23 protein-coding genes are annotated in these 25,297 nt (G+C 73.2%); 13 read left to right on the forward strand and 10 right to left on the reverse strand.

What is annotated here, in order from left to right; translation table 11 throughout:
- Positions 1-1,027 precede the first annotated feature (1,027 nt).
- Complete coding sequence (locus ACIGFK_RS24970; RefSeq protein ID WP_400053743.1) at positions 1,028-2,143, reverse strand: ROK family transcriptional regulator; 1,116 nt, start codon at positions 2,141-2,143, stop codon at positions 1,028-1,030.
- Positions 2,144-2,228: 85 nt separating this feature from the next.
- Between ACIGFK_RS24970 and ACIGFK_RS24975 the strand changes: the two genes are divergently transcribed.
- The 4 genes from ACIGFK_RS24975 to ACIGFK_RS24990 all read left to right on the forward strand — a co-directional run bounded on the left by ACIGFK_RS24975 (position 2,229) and on the right by ACIGFK_RS24990 (position 6,327).
- On the forward strand, positions 2,229-3,467 hold the full coding sequence (locus ACIGFK_RS24975; protein WP_376659856.1) for an MFS transporter: 1,239 nt from the start codon (positions 2,229-2,231) through the stop codon (positions 3,465-3,467).
- 102 nt (positions 3,468-3,569) lie between these two features.
- The gene (locus tag ACIGFK_RS24980; RefSeq protein ID WP_400053650.1) at positions 3,570-4,982 is read left to right on the forward strand and encodes a uracil-xanthine permease family protein; all 1,413 of its coding nucleotides are present in this window, start codon (positions 3,570-3,572) and stop codon (positions 4,980-4,982) included.
- A gap of 76 nt (positions 4,983-5,058) precedes the next feature.
- A complete protein-coding gene (locus ACIGFK_RS24985) occupies positions 5,059-5,733 on the forward strand; it encodes a DUF5995 family protein (RefSeq protein WP_400053652.1) in 675 nt (224 codons plus the stop codon).
- Between the two features lie 9 nt (positions 5,734-5,742).
- Positions 5,743-6,327, forward strand: coding sequence for a hypothetical protein (locus tag ACIGFK_RS24990; RefSeq protein ID WP_400053654.1), 585 nt, complete (start codon positions 5,743-5,745; stop codon positions 6,325-6,327).
- Positions 6,328-6,417: 90 nt separating this feature from the next.
- Here ACIGFK_RS24990 and ACIGFK_RS24995 read toward each other — a convergent pair whose 3' ends face one another.
- The 3 genes from ACIGFK_RS24995 to ACIGFK_RS25005 all read right to left on the reverse strand — a co-directional run bounded on the left by ACIGFK_RS24995 (position 6,418) and on the right by ACIGFK_RS25005 (position 9,678).
- Positions 6,418-8,115 carry a flavin monoamine oxidase family protein gene (locus ACIGFK_RS24995; protein WP_376659852.1) on the reverse strand — a complete coding sequence of 566 codons (1,698 nt, stop codon included), beginning with the start codon at positions 8,113-8,115 and terminating at the stop codon, positions 6,418-6,420.
- 54 nt (positions 8,116-8,169) lie between these two features.
- Positions 8,170-8,970 (reverse strand): carbon-nitrogen hydrolase family protein, encoded by an 801-nt coding sequence (locus ACIGFK_RS25000; protein WP_400053656.1) that lies wholly within the window; start codon positions 8,968-8,970, stop codon positions 8,170-8,172.
- Between the two features lie 198 nt (positions 8,971-9,168).
- Complete coding sequence (locus tag ACIGFK_RS25005) at positions 9,169-9,678, reverse strand: hypothetical protein (RefSeq protein WP_400053658.1); 510 nt, start codon at positions 9,676-9,678, stop codon at positions 9,169-9,171.
- Positions 9,679-10,084: 406 nt separating this feature from the next.
- Between ACIGFK_RS25005 and ACIGFK_RS25010 the strand changes: the two genes are divergently transcribed.
- Both ACIGFK_RS25010 and ACIGFK_RS25015 read left to right on the forward strand, forming a co-directional pair.
- Positions 10,085-10,801: a GNAT family N-acetyltransferase gene (locus ACIGFK_RS25010; RefSeq protein WP_376659849.1), complete on the forward strand. Its 717-nt coding sequence runs from the start codon at positions 10,085-10,087 to the stop codon at positions 10,799-10,801.
- Positions 10,802-10,882: 81 nt separating this feature from the next.
- Entirely contained in the window at positions 10,883-11,182 is a 300-nt protein-coding gene (locus ACIGFK_RS25015; protein WP_376659848.1) for a WhiB family transcriptional regulator, read from the forward strand.
- A 50-nt stretch (positions 11,183-11,232) separates the two neighbouring features.
- Here the strand turns inward: ACIGFK_RS25015 and ACIGFK_RS25020 are convergent, their stop codons facing one another.
- From ACIGFK_RS25020 to ACIGFK_RS25030, 3 genes are all read right to left on the reverse strand, one after another.
- Complete coding sequence (locus ACIGFK_RS25020) at positions 11,233-11,664, reverse strand: hypothetical protein (RefSeq protein ID WP_400053660.1); 432 nt, start codon at positions 11,662-11,664, stop codon at positions 11,233-11,235.
- Positions 11,665-11,792: 128 nt separating this feature from the next.
- Positions 11,793-12,248: an Lrp/AsnC family transcriptional regulator gene (locus ACIGFK_RS25025; RefSeq protein ID WP_030027017.1), complete on the reverse strand. Its 456-nt coding sequence runs from the start codon at positions 12,246-12,248 to the stop codon at positions 11,793-11,795.
- 10 nt (positions 12,249-12,258) lie between these two features.
- On the reverse strand, positions 12,259-13,731 hold the full coding sequence (locus ACIGFK_RS25030) for an amino acid permease (protein ID WP_376659846.1): 1,473 nt from the start codon (positions 13,729-13,731) through the stop codon (positions 12,259-12,261).
- Positions 13,732-14,040: 309 nt separating this feature from the next.
- Here ACIGFK_RS25030 and ACIGFK_RS25035 point away from each other — a divergent pair, with 309 nt between their 5' ends.
- The 7 genes from ACIGFK_RS25035 to ACIGFK_RS25065 all read left to right on the forward strand — a co-directional run bounded on the left by ACIGFK_RS25035 (position 14,041) and on the right by ACIGFK_RS25065 (position 21,105).
- Entirely contained in the window at positions 14,041-14,475 is a 435-nt protein-coding gene (locus tag ACIGFK_RS25035; RefSeq protein ID WP_400053662.1) for an SDR family NAD(P)-dependent oxidoreductase, read from the forward strand.
- On the forward strand, positions 14,472-15,494 hold the full coding sequence (locus ACIGFK_RS25040; protein ID WP_400053664.1) for a GDSL-type esterase/lipase family protein: 1,023 nt from the start codon (positions 14,472-14,474) through the stop codon (positions 15,492-15,494). Before ACIGFK_RS25035 ends, ACIGFK_RS25040 begins: the two co-directional genes overlap by 4 nt.
- 127 nt (positions 15,495-15,621) lie before the next feature.
- Positions 15,622-16,557, forward strand: a complete 936-nt coding sequence (locus tag ACIGFK_RS25045; protein WP_386473268.1) for an SCO0930 family lipoprotein — start codon at positions 15,622-15,624, stop codon at positions 16,555-16,557.
- A gap of 108 nt (positions 16,558-16,665) precedes the next feature.
- Positions 16,666-17,466 (forward strand): LytR/AlgR family response regulator transcription factor, encoded by an 801-nt coding sequence (locus ACIGFK_RS25050; protein WP_386473261.1) that lies wholly within the window; start codon positions 16,666-16,668, stop codon positions 17,464-17,466.
- Positions 17,467-17,624: 158 nt separating this feature from the next.
- Positions 17,625-17,900 carry a hypothetical protein gene (locus ACIGFK_RS25055; RefSeq protein WP_376659842.1) on the forward strand — a complete coding sequence of 92 codons (276 nt, stop codon included), beginning with the start codon at positions 17,625-17,627 and terminating at the stop codon, positions 17,898-17,900.
- Between the two features lie 158 nt (positions 17,901-18,058).
- Positions 18,059-19,873, forward strand: coding sequence for a cation acetate symporter (locus tag ACIGFK_RS25060; protein ID WP_400053666.1), 1,815 nt, complete (start codon positions 18,059-18,061; stop codon positions 19,871-19,873).
- Positions 19,870-21,105: a sensor histidine kinase gene (locus ACIGFK_RS25065; protein WP_376659840.1), complete on the forward strand. Its 1,236-nt coding sequence runs from the start codon at positions 19,870-19,872 to the stop codon at positions 21,103-21,105. The genes ACIGFK_RS25060 and ACIGFK_RS25065 overlap by 4 nt, the downstream gene beginning before the upstream one ends.
- A 96-nt stretch (positions 21,106-21,201) precedes the next feature.
- Here ACIGFK_RS25065 and ACIGFK_RS25070 read toward each other — a convergent pair whose 3' ends face one another.
- From ACIGFK_RS25070 to ACIGFK_RS25080, 3 genes are all read right to left on the reverse strand, one after another.
- On the reverse strand, positions 21,202-22,644 hold the full coding sequence (locus ACIGFK_RS25070) for a GuaB1 family IMP dehydrogenase-related protein (protein WP_376657710.1): 1,443 nt from the start codon (positions 22,642-22,644) through the stop codon (positions 21,202-21,204).
- Between the two features lie 137 nt (positions 22,645-22,781).
- The gene (locus tag ACIGFK_RS25075) at positions 22,782-23,918 is read right to left on the reverse strand and encodes an XdhC family protein (RefSeq protein ID WP_386471714.1); all 1,137 of its coding nucleotides are present in this window, start codon (positions 23,916-23,918) and stop codon (positions 22,782-22,784) included.
- Positions 23,918-25,234, reverse strand: coding sequence for an IS701 family transposase (locus ACIGFK_RS25080; RefSeq protein ID WP_400053669.1), 1,317 nt, complete (start codon positions 25,232-25,234; stop codon positions 23,918-23,920). Before ACIGFK_RS25080 ends, ACIGFK_RS25075 begins: the two co-directional genes overlap by 1 nt.
- Positions 25,235-25,297: the final 63 nt, after the last annotated feature.

Below are 25,297 nucleotides of genomic sequence, written 5' to 3' on the forward strand. Positions count from 1 at the left end.
TCGCTACGCGCTTCTCGCCAAAGGCGTCTGCGGCCCGTCTGGGGCTGGTCATAAGCCGCCATCGATCGCTACGCGCTCCTCGACGACGGCGGCTGGCCCCCGTCTGGGGCTGAGAGACCGCGAAATGGCGCCGATCAGGGGCCCAAAGGGGCGAATGCTCGCCCTGGCCGAGGTGTAGTCGTGTCAGGACGAGACCGTCCCCACCAACCCAGACCCATAACATCCCAATTAGGGCATAATGTCAGGCGTTTTGGTCGCCGACCGGCTCTGACGTGAGTACACCTCGGCATAGCCGCTGTCTGGTCGCTTTTCTCCTCTCGACGGCCGTCGGACGCGGTCATGGAGGAGGAAACCGGGCCCTTGGGCGGCCTATGACCAGCCCCGGACGGCCGTCGGACGCCGTCATCGAGGAGCGCGTAGCGATCTGGGGCGAGACCAGCCCCAGACGGGCCGCAGACGCCGAGAAATGAGGAGCGCGTAGCGATTTGATGCGCCTGTCGGGGGCTGAGGTGCTTGTGGTCGAGGTGTGGGGGTGGGTGGCCGACTGCCCGGTGCGGATGGCGGCCTGTGAGGGCCCGAGGGGAGGGTGGGGGCCGGAGCAGGGCTGGACATCGCTGACATGGCCGTTTGTCGTCGTCTCCCCCGGCCCGTTCTTTTGGGGGTTTCCCGGCAGTCCTTGTCTTTCCGGGGCGGGACGGCCTGTCAAGGGTCGCCGTAGGCGATCGCGAAGCGACGCGACGAAGGAGCGCCCTTGACAGGCCGTCCCGACACGGAAGGACTATGGGACTGACGGGAAATCCCCAAGACCTCTCTGATTCCGCCCAGCCGATGTCCCGCCATTGCCCCGACCCGCCCATCAGGGAAAGGGGTTCATGGCAACCGCCCCAGAGCAGCGCCCGAAAAGGCGAAGCCCCCTCCCTCCAGGCCGCCGGCCCCACCCCCACCCGCACCCAGCGGGCGAGTGGGCCAACGCCGCCCCGGAGCGGGGCCCGCGGGGGGAGAAGTCCCGCGCGCGTGAGCCCGTACCTCACCCCCCGAACAGCACCTCCTGCGCCGCCTCCCGTGCGGCCAGTTGGGCGCCCGCCAGGACTGCCGGGTCGCCCAGGGTCGTGGCGCGGACCTCCGTCGGGATCGGGGTCAGGGACGCCAGGCGGCGGGCCACCCGGGCCGCCAGGGCCGGGCCGCCTGCGCGGCCGAGTTCGCCGGCCAGGACCACGCAGCCCGGGTCCAGCAGCGCCGCGGCGGCAGCCGCGCCCAGTGCGAGGCGTTCGGCGTAGGCGTCGAGGAAGTCCTCCCCCGCGGCGCCGGCCGCCGCGTCCTCGACCGGGCCCTCGAAGCCGTGCAGGCGCGCCAGCGCCTCGACCGCGTCCCGGCCCACCAGGGCGTGGAAGCCGCCCGCACAGCCGGTGGCCGACGGCAGTCCGCCGGTGCCCGGGACCGGGAGGAAGCCGATCTCGCCGGCCCCGCCCGAGGCGCCCCGGCGCAGCCGGCCGTCCAGGACCACCGCCGCGCCCACGCCCGCACCGAGCCACAGCAGGACGAAGGAGTCCAGATCGCGTGCCGCGCCCAGGCGCTGCTCGGCGAGGGCGGCCAGGTTCGTCTCGTTCTCGACCACGACCACGGCGGGCAGGCTCCGCTGCAGGGCCGCGACCAGCTCCCGGTGCCAGGCCGGCAGGCCCGAGGTGTCGCGGAGCTCGCCCGTCGCCGGGGCCACCAGGCCGGGGGCTCCGATGACGACCGTGTGCAGTTCTTCGGCACCGGCTTCGCGGGCGGTGCGCAGCAGGGCCCCGACCGCATCCTCGGGGGCTCCGACGGGCAGGGCCGCGCGGGCGATCGGGGTGCCGAGCAGGTCGGTGACCACGGCGGTGACGCTGTCGGTCCGCACGTCGAGGGCGGCCAGGTGGGCGCGGCGGGCGACGATCCCGTACAGCTTCGCGTTGGGGCCGCGGCGCTGTTCGCCGGACTCCCCGACGACCTCGATGAGTCCTGCTCCGGTGAGGCGCTCGACGAGGTCGGCGACCGAGGGGCGGGAGAGTCCCGTCCTGGCCTTGAGCTGGGTGGCCGTCAGCGGTCCGGAGTCCTGGAGCAGTTGCAGCGCGAGGCGGTCGTTGATGGCTCGCGCCGTGCTGGGCGAGGCGGGCACCGGGGTCAGGGCAGAAGTCACGGCGCCCATCCTAGGCAGTCGGAGGAGTTATCTATCAGGCAGGGTCCCTGATAGTTTATCGTCCATGACCGGGGAACCAGACCTCAGCCCGGCGCGTCTGCGCCATGCCCGCTTCGCGATCGCCGCCGTCTTCTGCGCCCACGGCGCCGTCACCGGCTCCTTCGCCACCCGCATCCCGTGGATCCAGGAGCACGCCCAGCTGAGCGCCGGGACCCTGGGGCTCGCCCTGGCCTTCCCCGCCGTGGGCGCGGCGCTCGCGATGCCGCTGGCCGGGCGGATCAACCACCGGTTCGGCGCCCGTTCCGCGCTGCGCGGGCTGCTGGCGATGTGGACCCTCGCGCTCGTCCTCCCGAGTCTCGCCCCGAATCTGGCGACGCTGTGCTTCGCGCTCTTCCTCTACGGGGCCGCCGCCGGGATGTCGGACGTGGCCATGAACGCACTGGGCGTGGAGACCGAGAACCGGCTGGGCCGCTCGATCATGTCCTCGCTGCACGGCATGTGGAGCGTGGGCGCCCTGCTGGGATCGGCCGCCGGTACGGTCGCCGCGCACACCGGCGCCGATGCGCGGCTGCACCATCTGATCGCTGCGCTCGCCCTCACGGCGGGCGGGCTGATCGCCGTACGGGGCGTCCTCGACCTGAAGGCCGGGCCGGACGGCGATGCGCCTCCGCACTTCGCGCTGCCCCCCAAGTCGGCGCTGCTCATCGGCGCCATCGGCTTCTGCGCGGTGTTCGCGGAGGGGGCGAGCCTGGACTGGTCGGCCGTGTACCTGCGGGACGTCCTCGACACGGACGCCGGGCTCGCGGCAGCCTCCACCACGGCCTTCGCGCTCACCATGGCCGTCGCCCGGCTGGTCGGGGACCGGGTGGTCGACCGGTTCGGGCCGGTGCGCACCGTCCGGACCGGCGGCCTCGTGGCCACCGCCGGTGGGCTGCTCGTGGTCTTCGTCCAGCACCCCGCCGCCGCGCTGGCCGGCTTCGGGCTGATCGGGCTCGGCATCTCGGTGGTGGTCCCGCTGACGTTCGCGGCCGCGGCGCGCAGCGGGCCCGCCCCCGCGCAGGCCCTGGCGGGCGTCGCGACGATCACGTACACCTCCGGCCTGATCGCGCCGTCGGCGATCGGCGCGGTGGCCGACGCGACGTCGCTGGTGTGGTCCTTCGGGCTGGTCACCCTGCTGGCCTTCGCGCTGACGGCGGGGGCCGCGGTACTGCGCCGGAGGACGCCCGTGGGGCACCCTGGGGCCACACCCGCCGAGCAGGCCTCCGGGCTCAATCGGGACGAACCAGCCCGTATACAGCCGTAACATGTCGATCGACCGGCCGCAGCGGCATCCCTCGCGCTGCGGCCTCGACGTGTGACCGGCGCCGGGCGCGACCTCCGGCCGGCCGGAGAAGTGGAGTGGAACATGGGCCTCGGCGTGCGCTGGACCCTGCACGGTGACGGGCGGACGCCCGCACCCGGCGCGGTGGTACGGCCGGACGAGCGGCTGTCGTGGCCGCGGACCGCGGGGCTGGGCGCCCAGCACGTCGTGGCGATGTTCGGTGCGAGCTTCGTCGCCCCGGTCCTGATGGGCCTGGACCCGAACCTGGCCATCATGATGTCCGGCATCGCGACGATGGTCTTCCTCCTCGCGACCCGCGGCCGGGTCCCCTCCTACCTGGGCTGCTCGCTCTCCTTCGTGGGCGTGGCGGCCGCGATCCGGGCGGGCGGCGGGGACAGCGCGGTGGTCACGGGTGCCGTCTTCGTGGTCGGCGCGGCCCTGTTCCTGGCCGGTCTGGCCGTCCACCGGTTCGGCGCCCACATCATCCACGCCACGATGCCGCCGGTGGTGACGGGCGCGGTCGTGATGCTGATCGGCTTCAACCTGGCGCCCGTGACGGCCTCGACGTACTGGCCGCAGGACCAGTGGACGGCGCTGCTGACGATGCTGTTCACCGGGCTGGCGGTGGTGTGCCTGCGCGGCTTCTGGTCGCGCATCGCGATCTTCCTGGGGCTGCTCTTCGGCTACGGGCTCTCCTGGGTCCTCGACCGGATCTTCGGCATGATCCACTCCACGACGGGCGGGGCCGAGGCCGTGGACCACTGGCGTCTGGACCTCTCCGGGGTCTCCAAGGCCGACTGGATCGGCCTGCCGTCCTTCCACGCGCCGGCCTTCGAGTGGTCGGCGATCCTGATCGCGCTGCCCGTGGTGATCGCGCTGATCGCCGAGAACGCCGGGCACATCAAGGCCGTGGCCGAGATGACCGGGGACCGGCTCGACGACAAGCTCGGCACCGCGATCGCGGCCGACGGCGCGGCGTCGATGCTGTCCACGGGGGTCGGCGGTCCGCCGAACACCACGTACTCCGAGAACATCGGCGTCATGGCTGCCACCCGGGTCTACTCCACGGCGGCGTACTGGGCGGCGGCCGTCTTCGCGCTGCTCTTCGGGCTGTGCCCCAAGTTCGGGGCGGTCGTCGCCGCGATCCCGGGCGGTGTCCTCGGCGGCATCACCGTCATCCTGTACGGCATGATCGGCCTGCTCGGCGCGCAGATCTGGATCAACGGCCGGGTGGACCTGCGCAATCCGCTGAACCTGGTGCCCGCCGCGGCGGGCATCATCATCGGCATCGGCGGGGTCAAGCTGCAGATCACCGACAGCTTCGAGCTCGGCGGCATCGCGCTGGGCACCATCGTGGTGATCACCGGCTACCACACGCTGCGGTTCTTCGCCCCCGCGCACATGAAGGTCGAGGAGCCCCTGCTCGACGAGGGCACCTCGACGTACGACGAGGACGCGACCGGCGGGGACACGCCCCCGGGCGACAAGCGGGGTTGACGCCGCTTCGCCCGAACCGGGGAAGCGCACGGCCAAGTTCCCCGGATCCGGGGCGGCGGCTGCGACGCTGCCTGACATGGAAGCGGTGCTGGCGCGGATGCGCGCCCTGGACGAGCGGCTCCCCGCGCAGGACGGTGTCGCCGTCTTCAACCGGGTGTACCTGACCGTGACGGAGACCCTGTACGAGCGGATCTCCCACGGCGGTTTCCCCGCGCCCCGCAGGGCAGCCGTGCTGAGCGCGCGCTTCGCCGAGCGCTACCTCGCGGCGGTGGAGGCGGACCGGCCGCCGGCCTGCTGGCGGCCGCTGCTCCAGTACCGCCGCCACCCGGGGGTGCGTCCGCTCCAGCACGCACTGGCCGGGATCAACGCGCACATCGGGCACGACCTGGCGCTGGCGGTGGTGGCCACCTGCCGGGCCCTGGACTGCGAACCCCGGGCCCTGGAGACGGACTTCGACCGGGTCGGCGACACCCTGGTCGCCCTGGAGGAGCGCATCCGCGAGGACCTGATGCCGGGTCCGGACCTGCTGGAGATCGCCGACCCGCTGACCCACTTGCTCGGCTCGTGGAGCCTGGAGCGCGCCCGCGCGGGCGCCTGGGCGGCGGCCCGCCTGCTGTGGACGCTGCGCTGCTCCCCCGAACTGGCCGAGGAGTTCACCGAGTCCCTCGACTCGGGCGTCGGCCTGGTGGGCCGGTGCCTGCTGACGCCGACGGGGCCGAAACCCCGTGCGGCCTGGGCCTTCGCCCCCTAGCCTGACGCCGTGACCAGCTTCGCCACGCACCGCCGACGGGTGCACGACACCGCGCTCCCGCCGTACCGGCGGCTGTCGGCGCTGCGCACCTGCCTGACGGAGTTCGCCCCGTACGGGTTCCGGGCGACCTATCACCACCTGTGCCGCAGCGCGGGGATCCCCCGCGACCTGGAGCGGGATCCTGGAGCGTTGGTGTGGGCGGTGGAAGAACTGCACGCCGCCCGGGCGCTGTGGCTGACCGAGCAGACCGGGTGGGAGTCGCGCCGCCGTGCCCAGAAGCGTGCCGGTGTCCGTGTTCCCGATCCACCCCCGCCCACGGTCCGGCTGTGGTGCCCCGATCCGGAGTTCCACCCGGCCGCACCGCTGCCCGCCGTGATGCCCCGCCTGATGTCCGCCCCGCGGGCCGGTGACCTCGCGGTCTGCCCGCTGTGCGAGACGGACCGGGGCACGACGCCACTGCGCGACGGGTACTGGCTCCATCGGCTGTGCGCGGGCTGCGGGGTGAGCCTGGGGCGGCGCGAGCAAGGCCACGCCCGGGCCGTGCAGGACGCGCAGAAGGCCCGTTGGAAGCTCGTGTGGAGCCGGACGGTGTGAACGGGACGGCATGAGAACGGGCCGCCGCAGCGCTCGTGCGCGGGGGCGGCCCGTGATCATGGGGGGCCGGGATCTCAGTCCTCCGGGAGGTCAGTCCTCCGGGAGTTCGACCGGGGCGATCTCGTCGTAGACGTCGCCCGGGCCCGGGTTGGCGGCGTCCGTGGAGCCGCCGAGGTGGTGCATGACGCCCCAGACCGCGTTGAGGGCGGTCTGGACGGCGCCCTCGGCCCAGCCGGCCGTCCAGGAGATGTCGTCGCCCGCGAGGAAGATGCCGCGCTTGTCCTCGGGGAGGCGGTCCTGCATGAAGTGGGTGAACAGGCGCCGCTGGTAGCGGTAGTGGCCCGGCAGGTTGGCCTTGAACGCGCCCATGAAGTAGGGCTCGTCCTCCCAGGAGACGGTGACCGGGTTGCCGATGATGTGGCGGCGGATGTCGACCTTCGGGTAGATCTCGCCGAGGGACTTCAGCATGACCTCCATCCGCTCGTTCGCGGAGAGCGGCAGCCACTTCAGGCTGTCGTCGCACCACGTGTACGAGAGGCAGATGACGGCGGGCTTGTCCGGGCCGTTGTCCAGCAGGTAGGTGCCGCGGGTCATGCGGTCCGTGAGCGTCATCGACATGACGTCGCGGCCGGTCTCCTCGTCCTTGTCCAGCCAGAAGGGGCGGTCGACGGGGACGAAGAGCTTCGAGCTCTCCATGTAGTGGGTGCGCTCGATCGCCGTCCAGTGGTCGATCGGGAACAGCGTGTCGTCGCACGCGATCTTGGACAGGAGCATCCAGGACTGCGCGGTGAAGATCGCGGCGCGGTACGTGCGGATGTCGCCCGAGGCGTCGGTGACCGTGATGCGGTTGCCGGCCGTGCGGTGCAGGCGGGTGACGGCCGGACGCGGGGTCCCGTCGTGCAGGGTGGACAGGGAGGTGCCCTGGGCCCAGTGGACGATCTTCTCGGGCTCGCGCTCCCACAGGCGCAGCGGGAGCTGCTGCGAGCCGCCCACGATGCCGCGGTGGTGGTCGTCGGCCTCGGTGTAGACGACGCGCAGGATCTCGAGGATGGAGTTCGGGAAGTCGGTGTCCCAGCCGCCCGTGCCGAAGCCGACCTGGCCGAAGATCTCGCGCTTGCGGAAGGACTTGAAGGCCTCCGACTTGCACAGGAACCCGTAGAAGGTCTCGTCGTCGAGCTTCTCGACGAGCTTGGCCCAGATCTCGCGGATGCGCGGGACGTCCCGCTCGCGCATCGCGGTGTTCATGTCGGAGAAGTCGGCGCCCTCGTCGAGGCAGGCGTTCCACGCGTCGGCGACGTCGCGGTAGATCTGCGGGAGGTCGGCGATGGTCTCGGCGTAGTGCGTCTCGCCCTTGAGGTCCACGACCGTCGAGGGGGTGGCCTCGGCGAGCGGGTTCGGGAAGGGCTCGGTGACCAGGCCGACGAGGTCGATGTAGTGCTGGAGGGCGGTGGAGGAGGGCGGGAAGCGCATGGCGCCCATCTCCGCGGTGAGGCCCTCGGTCTCGGCGCCCTCGAAGCCGACGGTGCGCAGTCGGCCGCCGATCTGGTCGGCCTCGTAGACGACGGGCTTGAGGCCCATCTTCATGAGCTCGTAGGCCGAGATGATGCCGGACAGCCCGCCGCCGATGACGGCGACCTCGGTGCCGAGCTCGGTCGCCGGTATCTGGCCGAGCCCCGCCGGGTGGGCCAGGAAGTCGTCGTACGCGTAGGGGAAGTCCGGGCCGAACATGGTGATCGGCGGCTGTCCGTCGCCGTGCGGGACGGCGGTGGTGGGCACCGTGGACGTCATGGGGTACGACTCCTTGCGGGGGTGGGGCAGGGGGGAGGGCGGTGCGGGCGGGTCTCAGACGAGGGAGGCGTAGAGCCCCGGACGGCGGTCGCGCAGGTAGGGGTTGGTCGTGCGCGAGGCGCTGAGCAGCTCGGGGTCGGCCTCGCCGAACACCAGCTCCTCGCCGCGGCCGGCCCGGGTCCGGGTGACCCCGTCGGGGCTCGCCAGGCAGCTGAGTCCGACGAACTCGAACTCGCCTTCCGGGCCGGTGCGGTTGACGTACGCGATGTACATCTGGTTCTCGAAGGCCCGTACGGGCACCAGCTGTTCGGCGACGAACTGGAACGGGTGCATCTGCGCGGTCGGCACCAGGAGGAGGTCGGTGCCGGCGAGCGCGTGCGCCCGGACGTTCTCGGGGAACTCCACGTCGTAGCAGATCATGATGCCGATGCGGAGGCCGCCGAGGTCGGCCTGGACGACGGGGGTGTCGCCGGGGGTGAAGGCCTCCTGCTCGAAGCAGCCGAAGAGGTGGGTCTTGCGGTAGTTCGCAAGCGGGGCACCGTCGGGGCCGATGAGCTGCGCCGAGTTGTGGACGGCGTCGCCCGAGCGCTCGGGGTAGCCGTACAGGACGGCGATCCCGTGGCGGCGGGCGATTCCGCCGATGGCGTGGGCGGACTCGCCGTCGGCCGGTTCGGCGCGGTCGGCGATCTCCTGGGGGTCCAGGGCGTAGCCGGTGAGGAACATCTCCGAGGTCACGAGGAGCCCGGCCCCGCTCTGTGCGGCGCGCGCCGCGGCCTCGTCGAGCGCCTTCAGGTTCTCGGCGGTGTCGCCGAGCCGTCCGGAGCTCTGGAGGAGGGCGGTGCGCAGCGGGGCCATGGATAACCTCTGTGGCAGGAGGGGTGGGGGTCGTAAAACGGTACGTTCGGACGTTCGACCCGGACAAGCCGTGACCGTTGCGCTCGGAGCATCGATTCGTTGCGCGTTCCGCCGGAAGGGCGGCGATTCGTTGCGCGGCCCCGGTGCGGCCTCCGCGCGGCCCCGGTGCGGCCTCCGCGCGGCCCCGCCGTGCCTCTCCTAGGAGACCGTGCGGAAGGCCGGGTGGGCCCCCAGGAATCGCAGGTCGTCGAGGATTCCGGCGGTGTGGTTGGAGACCACGCGGCCGCTCCAGGTGTCGACGAGGGCGGGCACGGTCAGTATGCCGTCGAAGTGGTGGCCTGCGGCCTCGTAGGCCCGGTGCAGGGCGGCGTGTGCGCCTGCGTCGCAGCGGCCGGTGTCCGCCGGGAGGACGGTGGCGGCGACCGAGCCCTCCAGGCCGAGCGCGGCCAGGGCGGCGGCCACCCGCAGGGAGCGGGGACAGTCGGGGGCGAGGTAGAGGCGGTAGCGGTGCGGGACGGGCGAGAACCCGGCACCGATGCGGCCGCGCAGCTCGGTGCGGGGCGATCCGGTGGGCGGGGTCGGGACGCCGACGACGGCGGGCTCCGCCGGTGCGGCACCGATGGCGGGCTCGGCCGGCACCGCGGCGGCGGGCGGCAGGGAGGTGACGGAGGGCAGGACGGTCACTGCGGGCACGGCGATGGAGGACATGGCGCTCCCGGGGCGGAAGAAGGGCACGGCGGGCTGCCGGGTCGCGCGGTGCGCGCCCGGTCGTCTCCAGGGGGTGCCCCGTCGGGGGCCGCCCCTGCGGGGTCAGCGGCCGAAGGCGCTGCAGACCCGCAGGAGGTCGATGTGGAGGCGCCGGGTCAGCCACCAGCGGCGGGGCGTGCGGGCCTGCGCGTACGCCGTCGTGGCCGTGTCCACCGGTCCCGCCCCCGTCCCGTACGCGTCGCCTCTGCACTCGTCGCCTCTTCGGCGGCCCGGCTCGCCGTGGTTAGGCTTCCCGCGGCGGCCCTGCTTCATGCGGCCGTGTCCCGCAGTCTCGTGGCGGCGTCCGGGGCCGTCAAGAAGGCGGTCGCGGCCGGTTTCCCGCCCCCGAGGAAGGAGCCCCGCGCCGATGTCCCCCGAGAGCGGCACCGTGCCCGCGGAAGAGGTGCTAGACAATCCGGTCTGGGCCGCGCTGACCGGGCCGCACCGCGGCTTCGCCGAGCACGGGCCCGCGGGTCTGGCCGCCCGCTACGCACAGGACGCGAGCCCGTTCGCGGCCCTCGCCGACCCGGCGGACCCCCGTGCGTGGGCGGATCTGGCGGCGCTGGCCGGGCCGGACGAGGGGGTCTGGGTGACCGGGCTGCTGACCCCGCCACCGGGGTGGAAGACCGTGATGACCATTCCCGGCGTGCAGCTGGACGGCCGGGCGGTACGGGCCGAGGCCGCGCCCGGGGCGGTCCTGCTGGGGCCCGGCGACGTACCGGAGATGCTGGAGCTGGTGGAGCTGACCCGGCCGGGCCCCTTCATGGACCGGACCGTCGAGCTGGGCACGTACCTGGGGATCCGGGACGAGGGGCGGCTGGTCGCGATGGCCGGGGAGCGGATGCGGCCGACGGGCTGGTCGGAGATCAGTGCAGTGTGCACGCACCCGGAGTTCCGGGGCCGCGGCCTGGCGGCCCGGCTGATCCGGGCGGTCGCCGCGGCGGTGCGCGAGCGCGGAGAGGTCCCGTTCCTGCATGCGGCGGCGGAGAACACCGGGGCGGTGCGGCTGTACGAGTCGATGGGATTCACGCTGCGGCGGCGGCCTGACTTCGTGGGGCTGCGCACCCCGGCCGGGGAGGCCTGATCCCGGATCCGCCGGCCACGGCGGGGTTTCGCGGGGCGCTGCGCGGTCAGACGCGTGGCACACCCACGGAAAGGAACAGCCATGACCGACGTCTCGCGCCTGCCCGGCACCGCGCTCCACCACTGGCAGTGGCAGCTGCACGCCGCCTGCCGGGAGCTGGGGCCCGACCGCTTCTACCATCCCGCCGGCGAGCGGGGGCAGGAGCGGGAGGAGCGGGACGCCGCCGCCAAGCGGGTCTGCTCCGGGTGCCCTGTCCGGGCCGCCTGCCTCGATCATGCCCTGCGCACGCGGGAGCCGTACGGGGTCTGGGGCGGCCTGACGGAGGAGGAACGGCACGCCCGGGCCCGGAACACCCGGGCCCGGGCGGGTCGGCGGATCTAGTGCTGTGGCCGGAGCAGGCAGGTCAGGCCGGCTCGGAGCGGCCTGGCCGGTCAGGTCATGTCGATCTCGCGGTGCGCGCCGTGGAGCAGCGCCCAGATGATGAAGATGTTGACGGCGACCAGCGTCATCGCCCAGAAGGGGTAGTACGGGATCGACAGGAAGTTGGCGAGGGCGCCCAGCCCTGCGACGACCACGCCGAAGTACCGCGCCCACAGGGTTCCGCTGAGGACGGCGCAGCCGGCGATGACGAGGACGATGCCCACGATGAGGTGGACCCAGCCCCAGCCCGTGAGGCTGAACTCGAAGACGTAGTGGCGGGTCCTGAGGAAGATGTCGTCCTTGGCGATGGCCGCGATGCCCTCGAAGGCCGCCATCGCGCCACCGAAGATCATCAGTGCTGCGGCGAAGGCGGTGGTGCCGGAGACCGGCGCTCGCCACGATTGGGTCCCGGCCGCATTGGGGCGGGTGGTGTCACTGGCCATGCAGGCCTCCTCGGGCGACGGGCCCGTCCGGCCGGTCGACCTTGCCGGACCGGCGCATGATCCCCCGTCCCAGCGTGGCACGGGGGGATCGCGTCGGCATTCCGACCGCCCGGCGTGGCCGCGGAGGGTTACGCCGGGGCGCCCGAGGTGAAGCGGCGCAGGAGCGGGGAGAGGACCAGGACCGACTTGGTGCGCTCCACGAAGGGCTCGCCCGCGATGCGCTCCAGTACGCGCTCGAAGTGCCTCATGTCGGAGGCGAAGATCTGGACGAGGGCGTCCGCGTCGCCGGTGACGGTCGACGCGGACACCACCTCGGGGTACCGCTCCAGGCCTCGCCGGATGTCGTCCGGCGAGGTGTTGTGGCGGCAGTAGATCTCGATGAAGCCCTCGGTCTCCCATCCCATGGCGGCGGGGTCGACGCGGACGGTGAAGCCGGTGATGGCTCCTTCCGCGCGCAGCCGGTCCACGCGCCGCTTCACGGCGGGGGCGGAGAGTCCGACCTCGGAGCCGATGTCCGCGTAGGAGCGGCGGGCGTCCTCGGCGAGGGCGTGCACGATGCGTTCGTCGAGATCGTTCAGTCGCACTGCGGGTGGATCACTTCTCTGCTGTGGCCACGTCTGCTTCGGTGGCGAGGCGGGACCGGCGGATGCCGTACAGGAAGTAGACCACGAGGCCGACGGCCATCCAGCCACCGAAGACCATCCAGGTGGCGCTGTCGAGCTCGAACATCATGTAGCCGCAGGCGATGGCACCCAGGATCGGGGTGACGGGGAAGAGCGCCACCTTGAAGGTGCGCGGCATGTCGGGCTTGGTGCGGCGCAGGATGATCACGGCGACGTTGACCAGGCCGAAGGCGAAGAGGGTGCCGATGCTGGTGGCGTCGGCGAGCTTGCCCAGCGGGATGAAGGCCGCGAGGACGCCGCAGAAGAGGGAGACGATCACCACGTTGGCGCGGGGGGCGCCGGTCTTCTCGTCGACCTTGGCGAAGACCTTGGGGACGAGGCCGTCGCGGGACATCGCGAAGAGGATGCGGGTCTGGCCGTAGAGGACGGCGAAGACGACCGAGAAGATCGCGACGATGGCACCGGCGGCGAGGACGACGCCCCAGACGCTGTTGCCGGTGACGTCGGTCATGATCTGGGCGAGCGCGGCCTCGGTGCCCTCGAAGTCCTGCCACGGCATGGCGCCGACGGCGACGAAGGCGACGAGCACGTAGAGGACGGTGACGATGGCCAGCGACAGCATGATCGCGCGCGGCAGGTCCTTCTTCGGGTTCTTGGCTTCCTCACCTGCGGTGGAGGCGGCGTCGAAGCCGATGTAGGAGAAGAAGAGGGTGGAGGCGCCGGCGGCGATGCCGGTCATGCCCAGCGGGGCCAGCGGGGTGTAGTTGCCGGCCTTGATGCCCATGACGCCGATGCCGATGAAGAGCAGCAGGGTGACGATCTTGACGCCGACCATGATCGAGTTGACCGTGGCGCTCTCCTTGGCGCCGCGCATCAGGAAGACCATGGAGAGCAGGACGACGACCAGCGCCGGCAGGTTGATGAACCCGCCCTCGCCGAGCGGTGCGGAGACCGATTCGGGGATGGTGACGCCGATGGTCCCGTCGAGGAACTCGTTGAGGTACTGGCCCCAGCCGACGGCGACCGCCGCGACGGAGACGGCGTACTCCAGGACCAGGCACCAGCCGCAGATCCAGGCGATGAGCTCGCCCATGGTGGCGTACGCGTAGGAGTACGAGGAGCCGGAGACCGGGACGGAGCCGGCCAGCTCGGCGTAGGAGAGGGCCGAGAACAGGGCGGTCAGGCCCGCGAGGATGAAGGAGATCGTCACGGCGGGGCCGGCCTTGGGGGCGGCGGTGCCGAGGACGACGAAGATGCCGGTGCCCAGGGTGGCACCGATGCTGATCATGGTCAGCTGCCACATGGTGAGCGAGCGGCGCAGGGTGCCGCCCTCGCCCTGCCCGCCCTCGGAGACGAGCCGCTCGACCGGCTTGCGCCGCATCAGCGGGTTCACGGGCCTGCGGGGCTCGGTCGTGGCGGGGGACGCCTGGCCGGTGTCGAGCACTCGGGAACTCCTTCTCACTGCGGATGGGGACTGTCGGCGTCGACCGCAGCGGTCCGGAGCGAGGATCAGGCAGAACTCTGCCTGGGCATGCGGACCGCCGAGCAGGCGGTCACGCCACTCCACGTACAGGGGGTGAGCCTACGAGCTGAGCGATACCGCCCGTAATGCACCTTCCTTGCACATTGGCGAACGATCGTTGCGCGGATCCGTCCGGAATGGTCCTTTGTTGCGCGCGGACGATCGATCACTGCGCAGAACACCCGAACCCCCTTTCTTGACACTTCGTCAGATCTGCCGCAGCGTGCCGCCATGGATCAGGACGTGCTCTACGAGATCGACGTACCCGAGCCCTGGAGCAGGTCCCACCCGCACGTCCGGCGGGCCGCCGAGCAGCGCGCCCACCGGGAGGTCCGTCCGGGGCCCCCGGTCGGCGGGATGGCCGGCATCGACTGGGCCGCCAAGGCCGGCCTGATGGCATTGGTGTGCTCCGCGGCGGTGGAACCGGGCCCGCGCGGGGTACGGGTGAACGCGGTGGCGCCGGGCGTGGTGTGGACCCCGCGGGTCGCCGCCCTGCTGGGCGCCGAGGGGCGGCGGCGCAACGCGGAGAACGCCCCGCTGGGCCGGGTGGCCGAGACCTCGGACATCGCGGCCGCCCTGTACTTCCTGGCCTCGCCCCTGTCCTCGCACGTGGACGGCGAGGTCGGTGTGAAGTTCCCGTATCCGACGACCGGAGGCGAACAGTGAGCTCCCCCAGCGCCGACAGCACCGGTGCGCCGTGGCAGGACCCGCAGCCGTTCCTGCGCGGGGTCGCCTGGCTGGACAAGGGGCGCCCGGTGCGCGCCGATCCTGCGGACACGATGCGGCTGCCCTGGGACACCGGGGAGCGGGCCACCCTGCCCATCGGGGTCCGGCTGGAGTTCACGACGGCGACCGCGCACGCGGTCGAGATCCGCTACCGGGCGACGGTGCCCGGCCCCACCGACTCGCTGCGCGACCTCTCGCACCTGTTCTCCCTCTGGGACCGGCACGGGGTGGTGACCGAGGTGTTCACCGAACCCGCCGCGGAGTCCGTCGTACGGATCGAACTGGGCGGCGGGAACGGCCCCTTCACCATCTACCCGCCCGAGGCCCAGTCGCCCCTGATACTCGGCCTGCGCGGGCTGGGCGGCGATCTCGCCCCGGCGCCGCCCGCCCCGCGCTGGGTGGTGCACGGCGACTCCATCACCGAGGGCTGGTGGTCGACCCGGCCCGCGCACGGCTGGCCCGCGGTCACCGGCCGGGCGCTGGGCTGGGACACCGTCAACCTCGGCTACGCGGGCGCCGCACGCGGTGAACTCGCCACGGCCGAGCAGCTCGCGGGGCTGCCCGCCGACGTCCTGACCCTCGCCTTCGGCACCAACTGCTGGTCCCGGGTGCCGTTCTCGGCGCCGATGCTGTACGAGACCACGCGCGCGTTCCTCGAACTGGTCCGCCAGGGCCACCCGCGGACCCCGCTCCTGCTGGTCTCCCCCGTCCTGCGGCCCGACGCCGAACGCACCCCGAACCGGCTGGGCGCCACGCTGGGCGCGCTGCGCGACGCGATGGAGCGCGCCGCGCGGGACCGGATCGCCGCCGGGGACGAGCGGCTGGCCGTGCTGCCGGGGCGGGGCGTGCTCGGTCCGGAGCACCTGGAGGACGGTCTGCATCCCAACGACGCCGGACACCGGGTTCTCGGCCTCGCTGTGGTCACGGCTCTGCGGCGGGCCGGGTTCGCCGTGGGGTAGGTGAAACAGCCCACACCGGCCGCGGTGAACGGTTCGCCGCCTCCGGGGCGTGTCCTGTGCACAGTTGCCGCCGCTGCGGAGGATCGCGGGCGGCGGACACGACGGACACGATGTGGGAGAGATCGAGATGGGCATCAAGCGCGGAACCACCCTGGCCACGGCCGTGATCGCCGTCGCCCTCGCGGCGACGGCCTGCGGCCCCACCGACGACAAGGCCGCGGACTACGTCAAGCCGGCCGGCGCCGCCGACTACCAGGCCCCCGCGGCGGACGGCGCATCGGCCGCCAAGCCGGGCGGGCAGCTGGCCACCGGCGAGAACGCGCAGCTCGGCCCGGTACTGACCGACGGTGCCGGCCTGACCCTCTACCGCTTCGACAAGGACACGGCCAAGCCGCCGAAGTCGAACTGCGACGGGGACTGCGCGAAGGCCTGGCCGGTGGTCGCGGCCGGCGACGTCACCGCCGCCGCGGGCATGGACCCGGCGCTGCTGGGCGAGGTGGTGCGCAGCGACGGCACGAAGCAGCTGACGGTGGCCGGCTGGCCCGCGTACCGGTTCGCCAAGGACGCGAAGGCGGGCGACGTGAACGGCCAGGGCGTCGGCGGGGTGTGGTTCGCCTTCGGGCCGGACGGCAAGAAGGCCGCGAAGGCGGCGCCGGGCGCGGGTGCTCCCGCCGGGGCGGGCGCGGGCGAACCGGCCGGGGCGAGCGGGGGGCTGTCGGTGGCGAAGGACCCGAAGCTGGGCGACCACATCGTCGACGGCAAGGGCATGACGGTCTACCGGTTCAAGCCGGACACCGCGTGGCCGATGGAGTCCAAGTGCACCGGTGACTGCGTGGCGAAGTGGCCGGTGGTCCCGCCGGTCGACAAGGCGTTGGCCAAGGGCATCACCGAGCGGAACTACCTGGTGCTGGACCGGCCGGACGGCAAGAAGCAGCAGACCGTCGACTGCTGGCCCGTCTACACCTTCACCGGTGACAAGAAGCCCGGCGACGTCAACGGCCAGGGCGTCGGCGGCACCTGGTACGCCGTCTCCCCCGACGGCAAGCTCATCACCGTCCAGTAGGACCCTGCCCGCTCCCCCGAACCGCGCGGCCCTCCGCCCCCGCCTCCCCCCAGGGGCGGGGGCCGCGCACCGTTCCGCCCCGGCGGGCCGGTATCTACACTCGGCCGCATGCTGCGCGTACTGGCCGTCGACGACGAGAAGCCGCTCCTGGAGGAGCTCCTCTACCTGCTGCGTTCCGATCCCCGGGTGCACAGCGCGGAGGGCGCCTCGGACGCCACCGAGGCCCTGCGCCGGATCACGCGGGCGCTGGAGGCCGGCCCGGACGGGGCCGACGGCATCGACGTGGTCTTCCTCGACATCCACATGGCCGGGCTGACGGGGCTGGACATCGCGCGGCTGCTGGCCGGGTTCGCTCGGCCGCCGCTGATCGTGTTCGTCACGGCGCACGAGGGGTTCGCCGTACAGGCCTTCGACCTCAAGGCCGTGGACTACGTACTCAAGCCCGTGCGCCCGGAGCGGCTCGCCGAGGCCGTCCGCCGGGCCTGCGCGCAGCTGGGCCGGGCGCAGCAGCCGGCGCCGGCGGTGCCGCTGCGGCAGCCTTCGGCTCCGCCCGAACCGGCCGTGTCCGAGCGCGGCGCGGACCAGATCGCCGTGGAGCTGGGCGGGGTCACCCGCTTCGTGGCCATCGCCGACATCCTCCACGTCGAGGCCCAGGGCGACTACGCCCGCCTGCACACGGACGAGGGCAGCCACCTGGTCCGGATCCCGCTGTCCACGCTGGAGGAACGCTGGGCGGCGCGCGGGTTCGTCCGCATCCACCGCCGCCACCTGGTGGCGCTGGCCCGCATCGACGAACTGCGCCTGGACGCGGGCGCCACGAGCGTCCGGGTCGGCTCGGCCGAACTCCAGGTCAGCCGTCGGCATGCGCGCCAGCTCCGCGACCTGCTGATGCGTCAGGCCGCAGGCTGACGGCGGGCCTTGCCACGCCGTCCGACCGTCCGGCGGCGTCCGGGCGCCGTTCGTCGCACGATGAACGGCGTACGGCGATCCGCCGGAGTGAACGGCCCGCCTGTGGCACGCGTGCTGCGTATCGTGCATATTCCGGCGCGGGACGCGGGAGGCGCGAGATGTCCGAAGTACAGGCGCTGCTCGACGCGCTGACCGGACTGTCCCGCACCCGGCCCGCCGGGCCCGCCGAGGCCGAGGCCCTGCTGGCCGGGCTGCGCAGTGCGGCCGCCCACTGGGCCGATGTCCTCTACGAGGCCAGCGAGGGCGTGCGCGAGCAGGTGCCGCCGCGTGCGGAGGCGGCGCTGACGCTGGCGTTCCGGCGGGCGGAGGAGTCGTACGTGGAACTGGAGATCGCCCTGCGGGACTGCGCCGACCACCACGACCCGGCCGTCTGACGCTCCGCGGGGCCGTCCCGAAGGGGCGGGGCGGGGAAAAGGCCCCGCGCAGCGGCTCCCCCGCAGGCACCGGCAGCGGGCCGGATGATGCCTGTTGCAGGCCGTCGGGGGTGCATAGACTCCGGGTCACCCCCGTCCGGCCGAAGGAAGAACCGCCCGTGAACCAGACGTACGCGCTGACCGCGGTCACCGTCGTCGTCCTGGTCACGGTCCTGCTCGGTGCGCTCGGCCTGCGGATATCGCGGACCACCTCCGACTTCTACGTGGCCTCCCGCACCGTCGGCCCCCGGCTGAACGCGGCGGCCATCAGCGGGGAGTACCTGTCCGCGGCCTCCTTCCTCGGGGTGGCCGGGCTGGTGCTGCTGCAGGGGCCCGAGATGCTCTGGTACCCGGTCGGCTACACGGCCGGCTACGTGGTGCTGCTCGCGTTCGTCGCGGCCCCGCTGCGCCGCTCGGGGGCGTACACGCTGCCCGACTTCGCCGAGGACCGGCTGGAGTCGCAGGCGGTGCGCCGGACCGCGGTGCTCCTGGTGGTCGGGGTCGGCTGGCTGTACCTGCTGCCGCAACTGCAGGGCGCCGGGCTGACCCTGGAGATCCTGACCGGTGCCCCGCACTGGGCCGGCGGGGTGGTCGTCGCCGTCGTCGTGACCGCGGCCGTGGCGGCCGGCGGGATGCGCAGCATCACCTTCGTGCAGGCCTTCCAGTACTGGCTCAAGCTGACGGCCCTGCTCGTTCCGGCCTTCTTCCTGGTCGCCGCCTGGGCGGGGGACGGCGCGCCGCGCGTCTCCTTCGACGCCCCGGCCGTGTTCCGCGAGCACACCGTCGTCACCCTCGCCGAGGACGTCCGGCTGTCCCTGGAGGCGCCGCTCACCGTGTCGGTGACCGGCCAGGTGGACGGGCGTGCGTACGACGCCGAGCAGGTGACCCTCGCCGCGGGTCCGCATTCCGTACGGGCCCACGCGCGGCTGGAGTTCGCCCCGGACACTCCCGTGCCCGACACCCGGGCGGAGGCCGGGATGGGGGTGTCCAGCTGGTCGCAGCCGCTGTCCGGGGACCACGGGGGGTACCGGCTGTACGCGACGTACGGGCTGATCCTGGCGACCTTCCTCGGCACGATGGGCCTGCCGCACGTCGCGGTGCGCTTCTACACGAGCCCCAACGGGCGGGCCGCGCGCCGCACGACGCTGGTGGTGCTCGGGCTGGTCGGGGCCTTCTACCTGCTGCCGCCGCTGTACGGGGCGCTGGGCCGGATCTACGCCCCCGAGCTCGCGCTGACCGGTGACGCGGACGCGGTCGTGCTGGTGCTCCCGGAGCGGATGCTGGGCGGGGCCCTCGGGGATCTGCTGGGGGCGCTGCTGGCCGGGGGCGCCTTCGCGGCGTTCCTGTCGACGGCTTCGGGGCTGACCATGGCGGTGGCGGGGGTACTGCACCAGGACCTGCTGCCCTCGCGCGGGGTGCGCAGCTTCCGCATCGCGGTGCTCGTGGCGATCCTGGTACCGCTGGCCGGCAGCGTGGCGGCCCGGGACGTGCCGGTGGCGGACGCCGTGGGGCTGGCCTTCGCGGTGTCGGCCTCCTCCTTCTGCCCGCTGCTGGTGCTCGGCATCTGGTGGCGCGGGCTGACCCCGCCGGGTGCGGTGGCGGGGCTGGTCACCGGGGGCGGGGCGGCGCTGAGCGCGGTGCTGGCGACGCGGGCGGGGCTGGGCCCGGCCGGCTGGACGCACGCGCTGCTGGCGTGGCCGGCGGTGTGGTCGGTGCCGCTCGGGTGCCTCACGATGGTGGCGGTGTCGCTGGCCACCCGCTCGCGGATCCCGGCCGGGACGGCGGCCACGCTGGCCCGGCTGCACCTGCCCGAGAACCTGGCCGTGGACCGCGCCGCGGACCGGGCCGCGGACCGCTCCGGGGGCGGGACGCGCGGCGGGGCCCGCGGCGGGGCCCTGGGCCGGGATCACGGCCCGGCCGGGGGTGCGCGGTGACCGCGGCGGCGCTCGCGGTCCTCGGGGCGGCCGGGGCGGCAGCACTGCTGGGCGCGGGCTGGGCGGCGGGCCGCCTGCACGCCCTGCGCGGCGAGCGCGCGGCGGGGCTGGACCTCGGCACCCCGGTGGAGCGGGCCACGTTCCACACCCTGCACACGGCTTCGCTGGCCGCTCCCCCGCTGCGGGCCGGGCTGACGGAGGACGCCGCCCGCAAGGCCGCCAAGCGGCTGCGCTCCCTGCTGGGCACGGAGGCGCTGTGCCTGACCGACCGGGAGTCGGTGCTGGCCTGGGACGGCCCGGGCGCCGACCACCACCAGCGGCGGGCGGTGGAACGGGTGGCGGTGATGCTGGAATCGGGGCGCAGCCAGAGCGTGCGGACGGAGTGCCAGCGGCCCGACTGCCCGCTGAAGTGGGCGGTGGTGGCTCCGCTGACCGGTGAGGACGGGATGCTGGGCGCGCTGGTGGCCTACGGGTCCCGGGAGTCGGCGGTGCTGGTGCGGGCGGCCACGGAGGTCGCGCGGTGGGTGTCCGTACAGCTGGAGCTGTCCGAGCTGGACCGGTCGCGGACCCGGCTGATGGAGGCGGAGATCAAGGCGCTGCGCGCGCAGATATCCCCGCACTTCATCTTCAACTCCCTGGCCGCGATCGCGTCGTTCGTCCGGACGGATCCGGAGCGGGCCCGGGACCTGCTGCTGGAGTTCGCGGACTTCACGCGCTACTCCTTCCGGCGGCACGGCGACTTCACCACCCTCGCCGACGAGCTCCGTTCCGTCGAGCAGTACCTGGCGCTGGCCGGGGCCCGGTTCGGGGACCGGCTGAAGGTGACCTTGCAGGTGGCCCCGGAGGTGCTGCCGGTGGCGCTGCCGTTCCTGTGCCTGCAGCCGCTGGTGGAGAACGCCGTCAAGCACGGGGTGGAGGACTCCACGCAGGAGTGCCGGATCACCATCACCGCGCAGGACGCGGGCCCGGATGCGGTGATCACCGTGGAGGACAACGGCATCGGGATGGATCCGGCCCTGCTGCGCCGGATCCTGGCCGGGGAGCGGGCCGGCTCCTCCTCGGGGATCGGGCTGCCCAACGTCGACGAGCGGATCCGCCAGGTGTACGGCGACGCGTACGGGCCGGTCATGGAGACGGGGCCGGGCGCGGGCATGAAGGTCACCCTGCGGATCCCGAAGTTCCGTGCGGGCGTGCACAGTTCGCCGGCGGACCGGCAGCCGCCCCGGCCCTGAGGCCGTCCCACGGGCTTCCGCGGACACGACCGTGTACACGACCGCGGCCCCGGCCCGCCCCGGGAGGGGCGGGCCGGGGCCGCGGGAAGCGGGGTACTAGCTCCAGCTGGCGTGCAGCGGCTTGCCCTCGGCGTAACCGGCGGCGGACTGGATGCCGACCACGGCCTTCTCCTCGAACTCCGCCAGCGAGCCGGCGCCCGCGTACGTGCAGGAGGAGCGGACGCCCGCGATGATCGAGTCGATCAGGTCCTCGACGCCCGGGCGGGCCGGGTCCAGGAACATGCGCGAGGTGGAGATGCCCTCCTCGAACAGACCCTTGCGGGCCCGGTCGTACGCGGACTCCTCCGACGTGCGGTTCTGCACCGCGCGCGCGGAGGCCATGCCGAAGGACTCCTTGTACAGGCGGCCCTCGGCGGACTGCTGGAGGTCGCCCGGGGACTCGTACGTACCGGCGAACCAGGAGCCGATCATCACGTTCGAGGCGCCGGCGGCCAGCGCCATCGCCACGTCGCGGGGGTGACGGACGCCGCCGTCGGCCCACACGTGCTTGCCGAACTTCTTGGCCTCCGCCGCGCACTCCAGCACCGCGGAGAACTGCGGGCGGCCCACGCCGGTCATCATGCGGGTGGTGCACATGGCGCCGGGGCCCACACCGACCTTGATGATGTCCGCGCCGGCCTCGATCAGGTCGCGCACGCCCTCGGCGGCGACGATGTTGCCCGCGACGATCGGGACCTGCGGGTCCAGCGCGCGGACGGCCTTGATCGCGTTGATCATCGACTCCTGGTGGCCGTGGGCCGTGTCGATGACGAGCGTGTCGACGCCCGCGTCGAGCAGCTGCTTGGCCTTCTGCACGAAGTCGCCGTTGATGCCGACGGCCGCCGCGATGCGCAGCTTGCCGTTGGCGTCGGTCGCCGGGGTGTACAGGGTCGCGCGCAGGGCGCCCTTGCGGGTGAGGATGCCGACGAGCTTGCCGTCCTTGTCGACGGCCGGGGCCAGCTTGCGGTGGCCTGCGTCGAGCTGGTTGAAGGCCTCGCGGGGGTCGATGTCGGCGTCGATGAGCAGCAGCTCCTTCGACATGACCTCGGAGAGCTGGGTGAAGCGGTCGACGCCGGTCAGGTCGTGGTCGGTGACGACGCCGACCGGGCGGCCCTCTCCGTCGACGACGACGCCGGCGCCGTGGGCGCGCTTGGGCAGCAGGGACAGCGCGTCGGCGACGGTCTGGGTGGGCGCCAGCGTGATCGGGGTGTCGAGCACGTGGTGGCGGGTCTTGACCCAGGAGATGACGTCGGTGACGACCTCGATCGGGATGTCCTGCGGGATGACGACGATGCCGCCGCGGCGGGCGACCGTCTCGGCCATCCTGCGGCCCGCGATGGCGGTCATGTTCGCCACGACCAGCGGAATGGTGGTGCCGGTGCCGTCGGGCGAGGAGAGGTCCACGCCCTGGCGGGAACCCACCGCGGAGCGGCTCGGCACCATGAACACATCGTCGTACGTCAGGTCGTACGGCGGCTTCGAGTCATTGAGGAAACGCACGTGCTGAACATCCCAGTCGATCGGAGGTGCCCCGACCCTGTCAGCCGAGGAAACGCACGTACTTCATTCTCCCATGGCCCGGCGTTTATGCCGCCCGGGCCGATCGTCCAGGACATTCCGGGCCGGGTGGTTCTTTCCTACGGGACTTTGGTCCTCCGGTGCACCGGACCGGCGCCCCGGGCCAGTGGGCGGACGGTTCCGCCGTGCCGGACGGCGGTGAGCTCGGCGGCGATGGACAGGGCCGTCTCCTCGGGCGTGGCGCCGCCCAGGTCGAGCCCGATGGGCGAGCGCAGCCGGGCCAGTGCGGAGTCCGGCACCCCCTCCTGCCGGAGCCGCCGGGCCCGCTCGGTGTGGGTGCGGCGCGATCCCATGGCCCCCACGTAGGAGAGGGGCAGCCGCAGGGCCAGCTCCAGCAGCGGTACGTCGAATTTGGCGTCGTGGGTCAGGACGCAGACGGCGGTACGCGGGTCCAGCCGGCCCGCCTCCCATTCCGCGGCCAGATGGCGGTGCGGCCAGTCGACGACCACCTCGTCGGCGTCGGGGAAGCGGGCGGGGGTCGCGAAGACGGGCCGGGCGTCGCACACGGTGACCCGGTGGCCGAGGAAGGCTCCGATCCTGGCCAGGGCGGCGGCGAAGTCGATGGCTCCGTAGACCAGGAGCCGGGGCGGCTCGGCGGCCGACTCCACGAGCAGGGTCAGGGGCTCCCCGCACAGTCCGCCGGCCGTGCCCAGCTCGGCGGTGCCGGTCCGGCCGGCCGCGAGCAGCCCCCGGACCCGCAGGGCGGCGGCCCGGTCCAGTGCGGGGCCCGCGCCGAGCCCGCCCTCGTAGGAGCCGTCGGCCTGGACGGCCAGTGCCCCGCCGAGCTGGGCCGCAGGGCCGGAGACGACCCGGGCGAGGGCCGCTCTGCCGCCGCCCGCGGTGGCGTCGAGCACGCGGTGGATGACGGGGCGCACGGGGTCGCCGCCGCGCACGGGGGTGATCAGTACGTCGAGGACTCCCCCGCAGGTCAGGCCCACGGCGAAGGCGTCGTCGTCGCTGTAGCCGAAGCGGTGCAGGCCGCCTTCGCCGGAGGCGATGGCGTCCAGGCAGAGCTCGTGCACGGCGGATTCGACGCAGCCGCCGGAGAGGGAGCCGAGGGCGGTGCCCCGGTCGTCGACGGCGAGCGAGGCACCGGGGCCGCGCGGGGCGCTCCCGGTGACGGAGACGACGGTGGCGAGGGCGAATTCCCGCTGCGCGGCGTACCACGCGCGTAGCTCGTCGGCGATGTCGAGCATCAGCGGATGTATTCGCGGCGGGCGGTCTGGCCTGGGCTGTACGGGCGTGCGGGCAGGGCGGCCGGGGGCCCCGGGCGGGTGGCGGGGGGCCGGGCCGCGAGCGGTGCGGGCGCCCGGGTGGCGGCGGGCCGGGCGGCCGCGGGGTGGGGCTCCGGTCCGGGGCCCCGCGCGCCGAGGAGCTTCGCGGCGTGGGCGACGCTGGCGAGGGTGGCGTGGTGGTGCCAGCCCCGGAAGGAGCGGCCTTCGAAGTCTCGGATGCCCACGGCTTCGCAGGTTTCCGTGAAGTCGAGGGAGACGCGGTCGGTGAGTTTGGCGAGGAGGAAGAGCTGGGCGAGGGGCCGGTCGCCGATGTTGGTGATCCAGAACTCGGTGGGCAGCAGGGCGGCCTCGCTCCAGGCTCCGACGAGCAGCAGCGGGGTGGCCGGGGCGGGCAGGGGCCTCTCCTCGCAGGGGGTGGCGAGGATGGAGGCGGAGGTGAGGAGGGTGACGGCTCCCTCGGCGCGGCCGTGCCGGGTCCATTCGACGACGCGGCGCTGGGAGCGCAGGGAGTCGATGAGCTCCCGGGCGGGCGCGGTGTGCGGTCCGGGTTTGTGCCGGCCGGCGCCGCCGAAGGAGACGGGCAGTGAGCCGTCGACCTTGAAGACGAAGGGGATGTCCTGGAGGACGAAGGACTCGATGCTCTGCGGGAGGTCGGAGTTGGCGACCTCCATCACCACGGGCCGGCGCTGGAGTTGCCAGGTGGAGGCCATCCGCTGGACGGCGTGCACGGCGTCCTGGGCGGGGGTGAGCGAGCGGGCGGTGTCGGGGATGCCGGCGCGGCGGCGCAGGAGCTCGGTCGTCCAGGGCCCGGGGAGGGTGAGGGTCCATTCGACGGGGAAGCTGGCCTCGCTGGAGGCGAGCCAGATCCCGCTCGCCTGCTGGCAGTTGGCGGTGCGGCCCAGCTGGGGTACGAACTGCCGGCCGACGCCGACCGAGCGGTCCCCGGCCTTCTCGATGACCATGGGCTGGAGCACCCAGGCGAGGGGGCGCTGGGCGGTGCGTTCGAGGTGCTGGGCGAGGGAGCGGCGGACCGGGGTCCAGTCCCAGGGGGACTTGCTGATGAACTGCTGGAGGCTCTGCTCGACGGAACTGGCCCCTGTTCCGGCGATGTTACGGATTGTTTTCTTCCCGCTGGTCCGCACGAGGCCGTTCAGATAAACGCGGGCCCAGTTTCGCTGGTCCCGCCGGGGTAAGGACTCGAAGAGCAGAGAGATCAGTACGTCGATCAATTCGGAGATTTCCTCCGCGGAATCCTCCGGCAGAACTACGCGAGCCATCTGGGCCTCCCCCGCGACCAGCTAGATCCAATACCCTACTTGACCGTGAAGAACGGCCGTAGG

Origin of the sequence: Streptomyces sp. NPDC085524 (assembly GCF_044541755.1) — a bacterium.
In the GTDB taxonomy this organism is placed as follows: domain Bacteria; phylum Actinomycetota; class Actinomycetes; order Streptomycetales; family Streptomycetaceae; genus Streptomyces.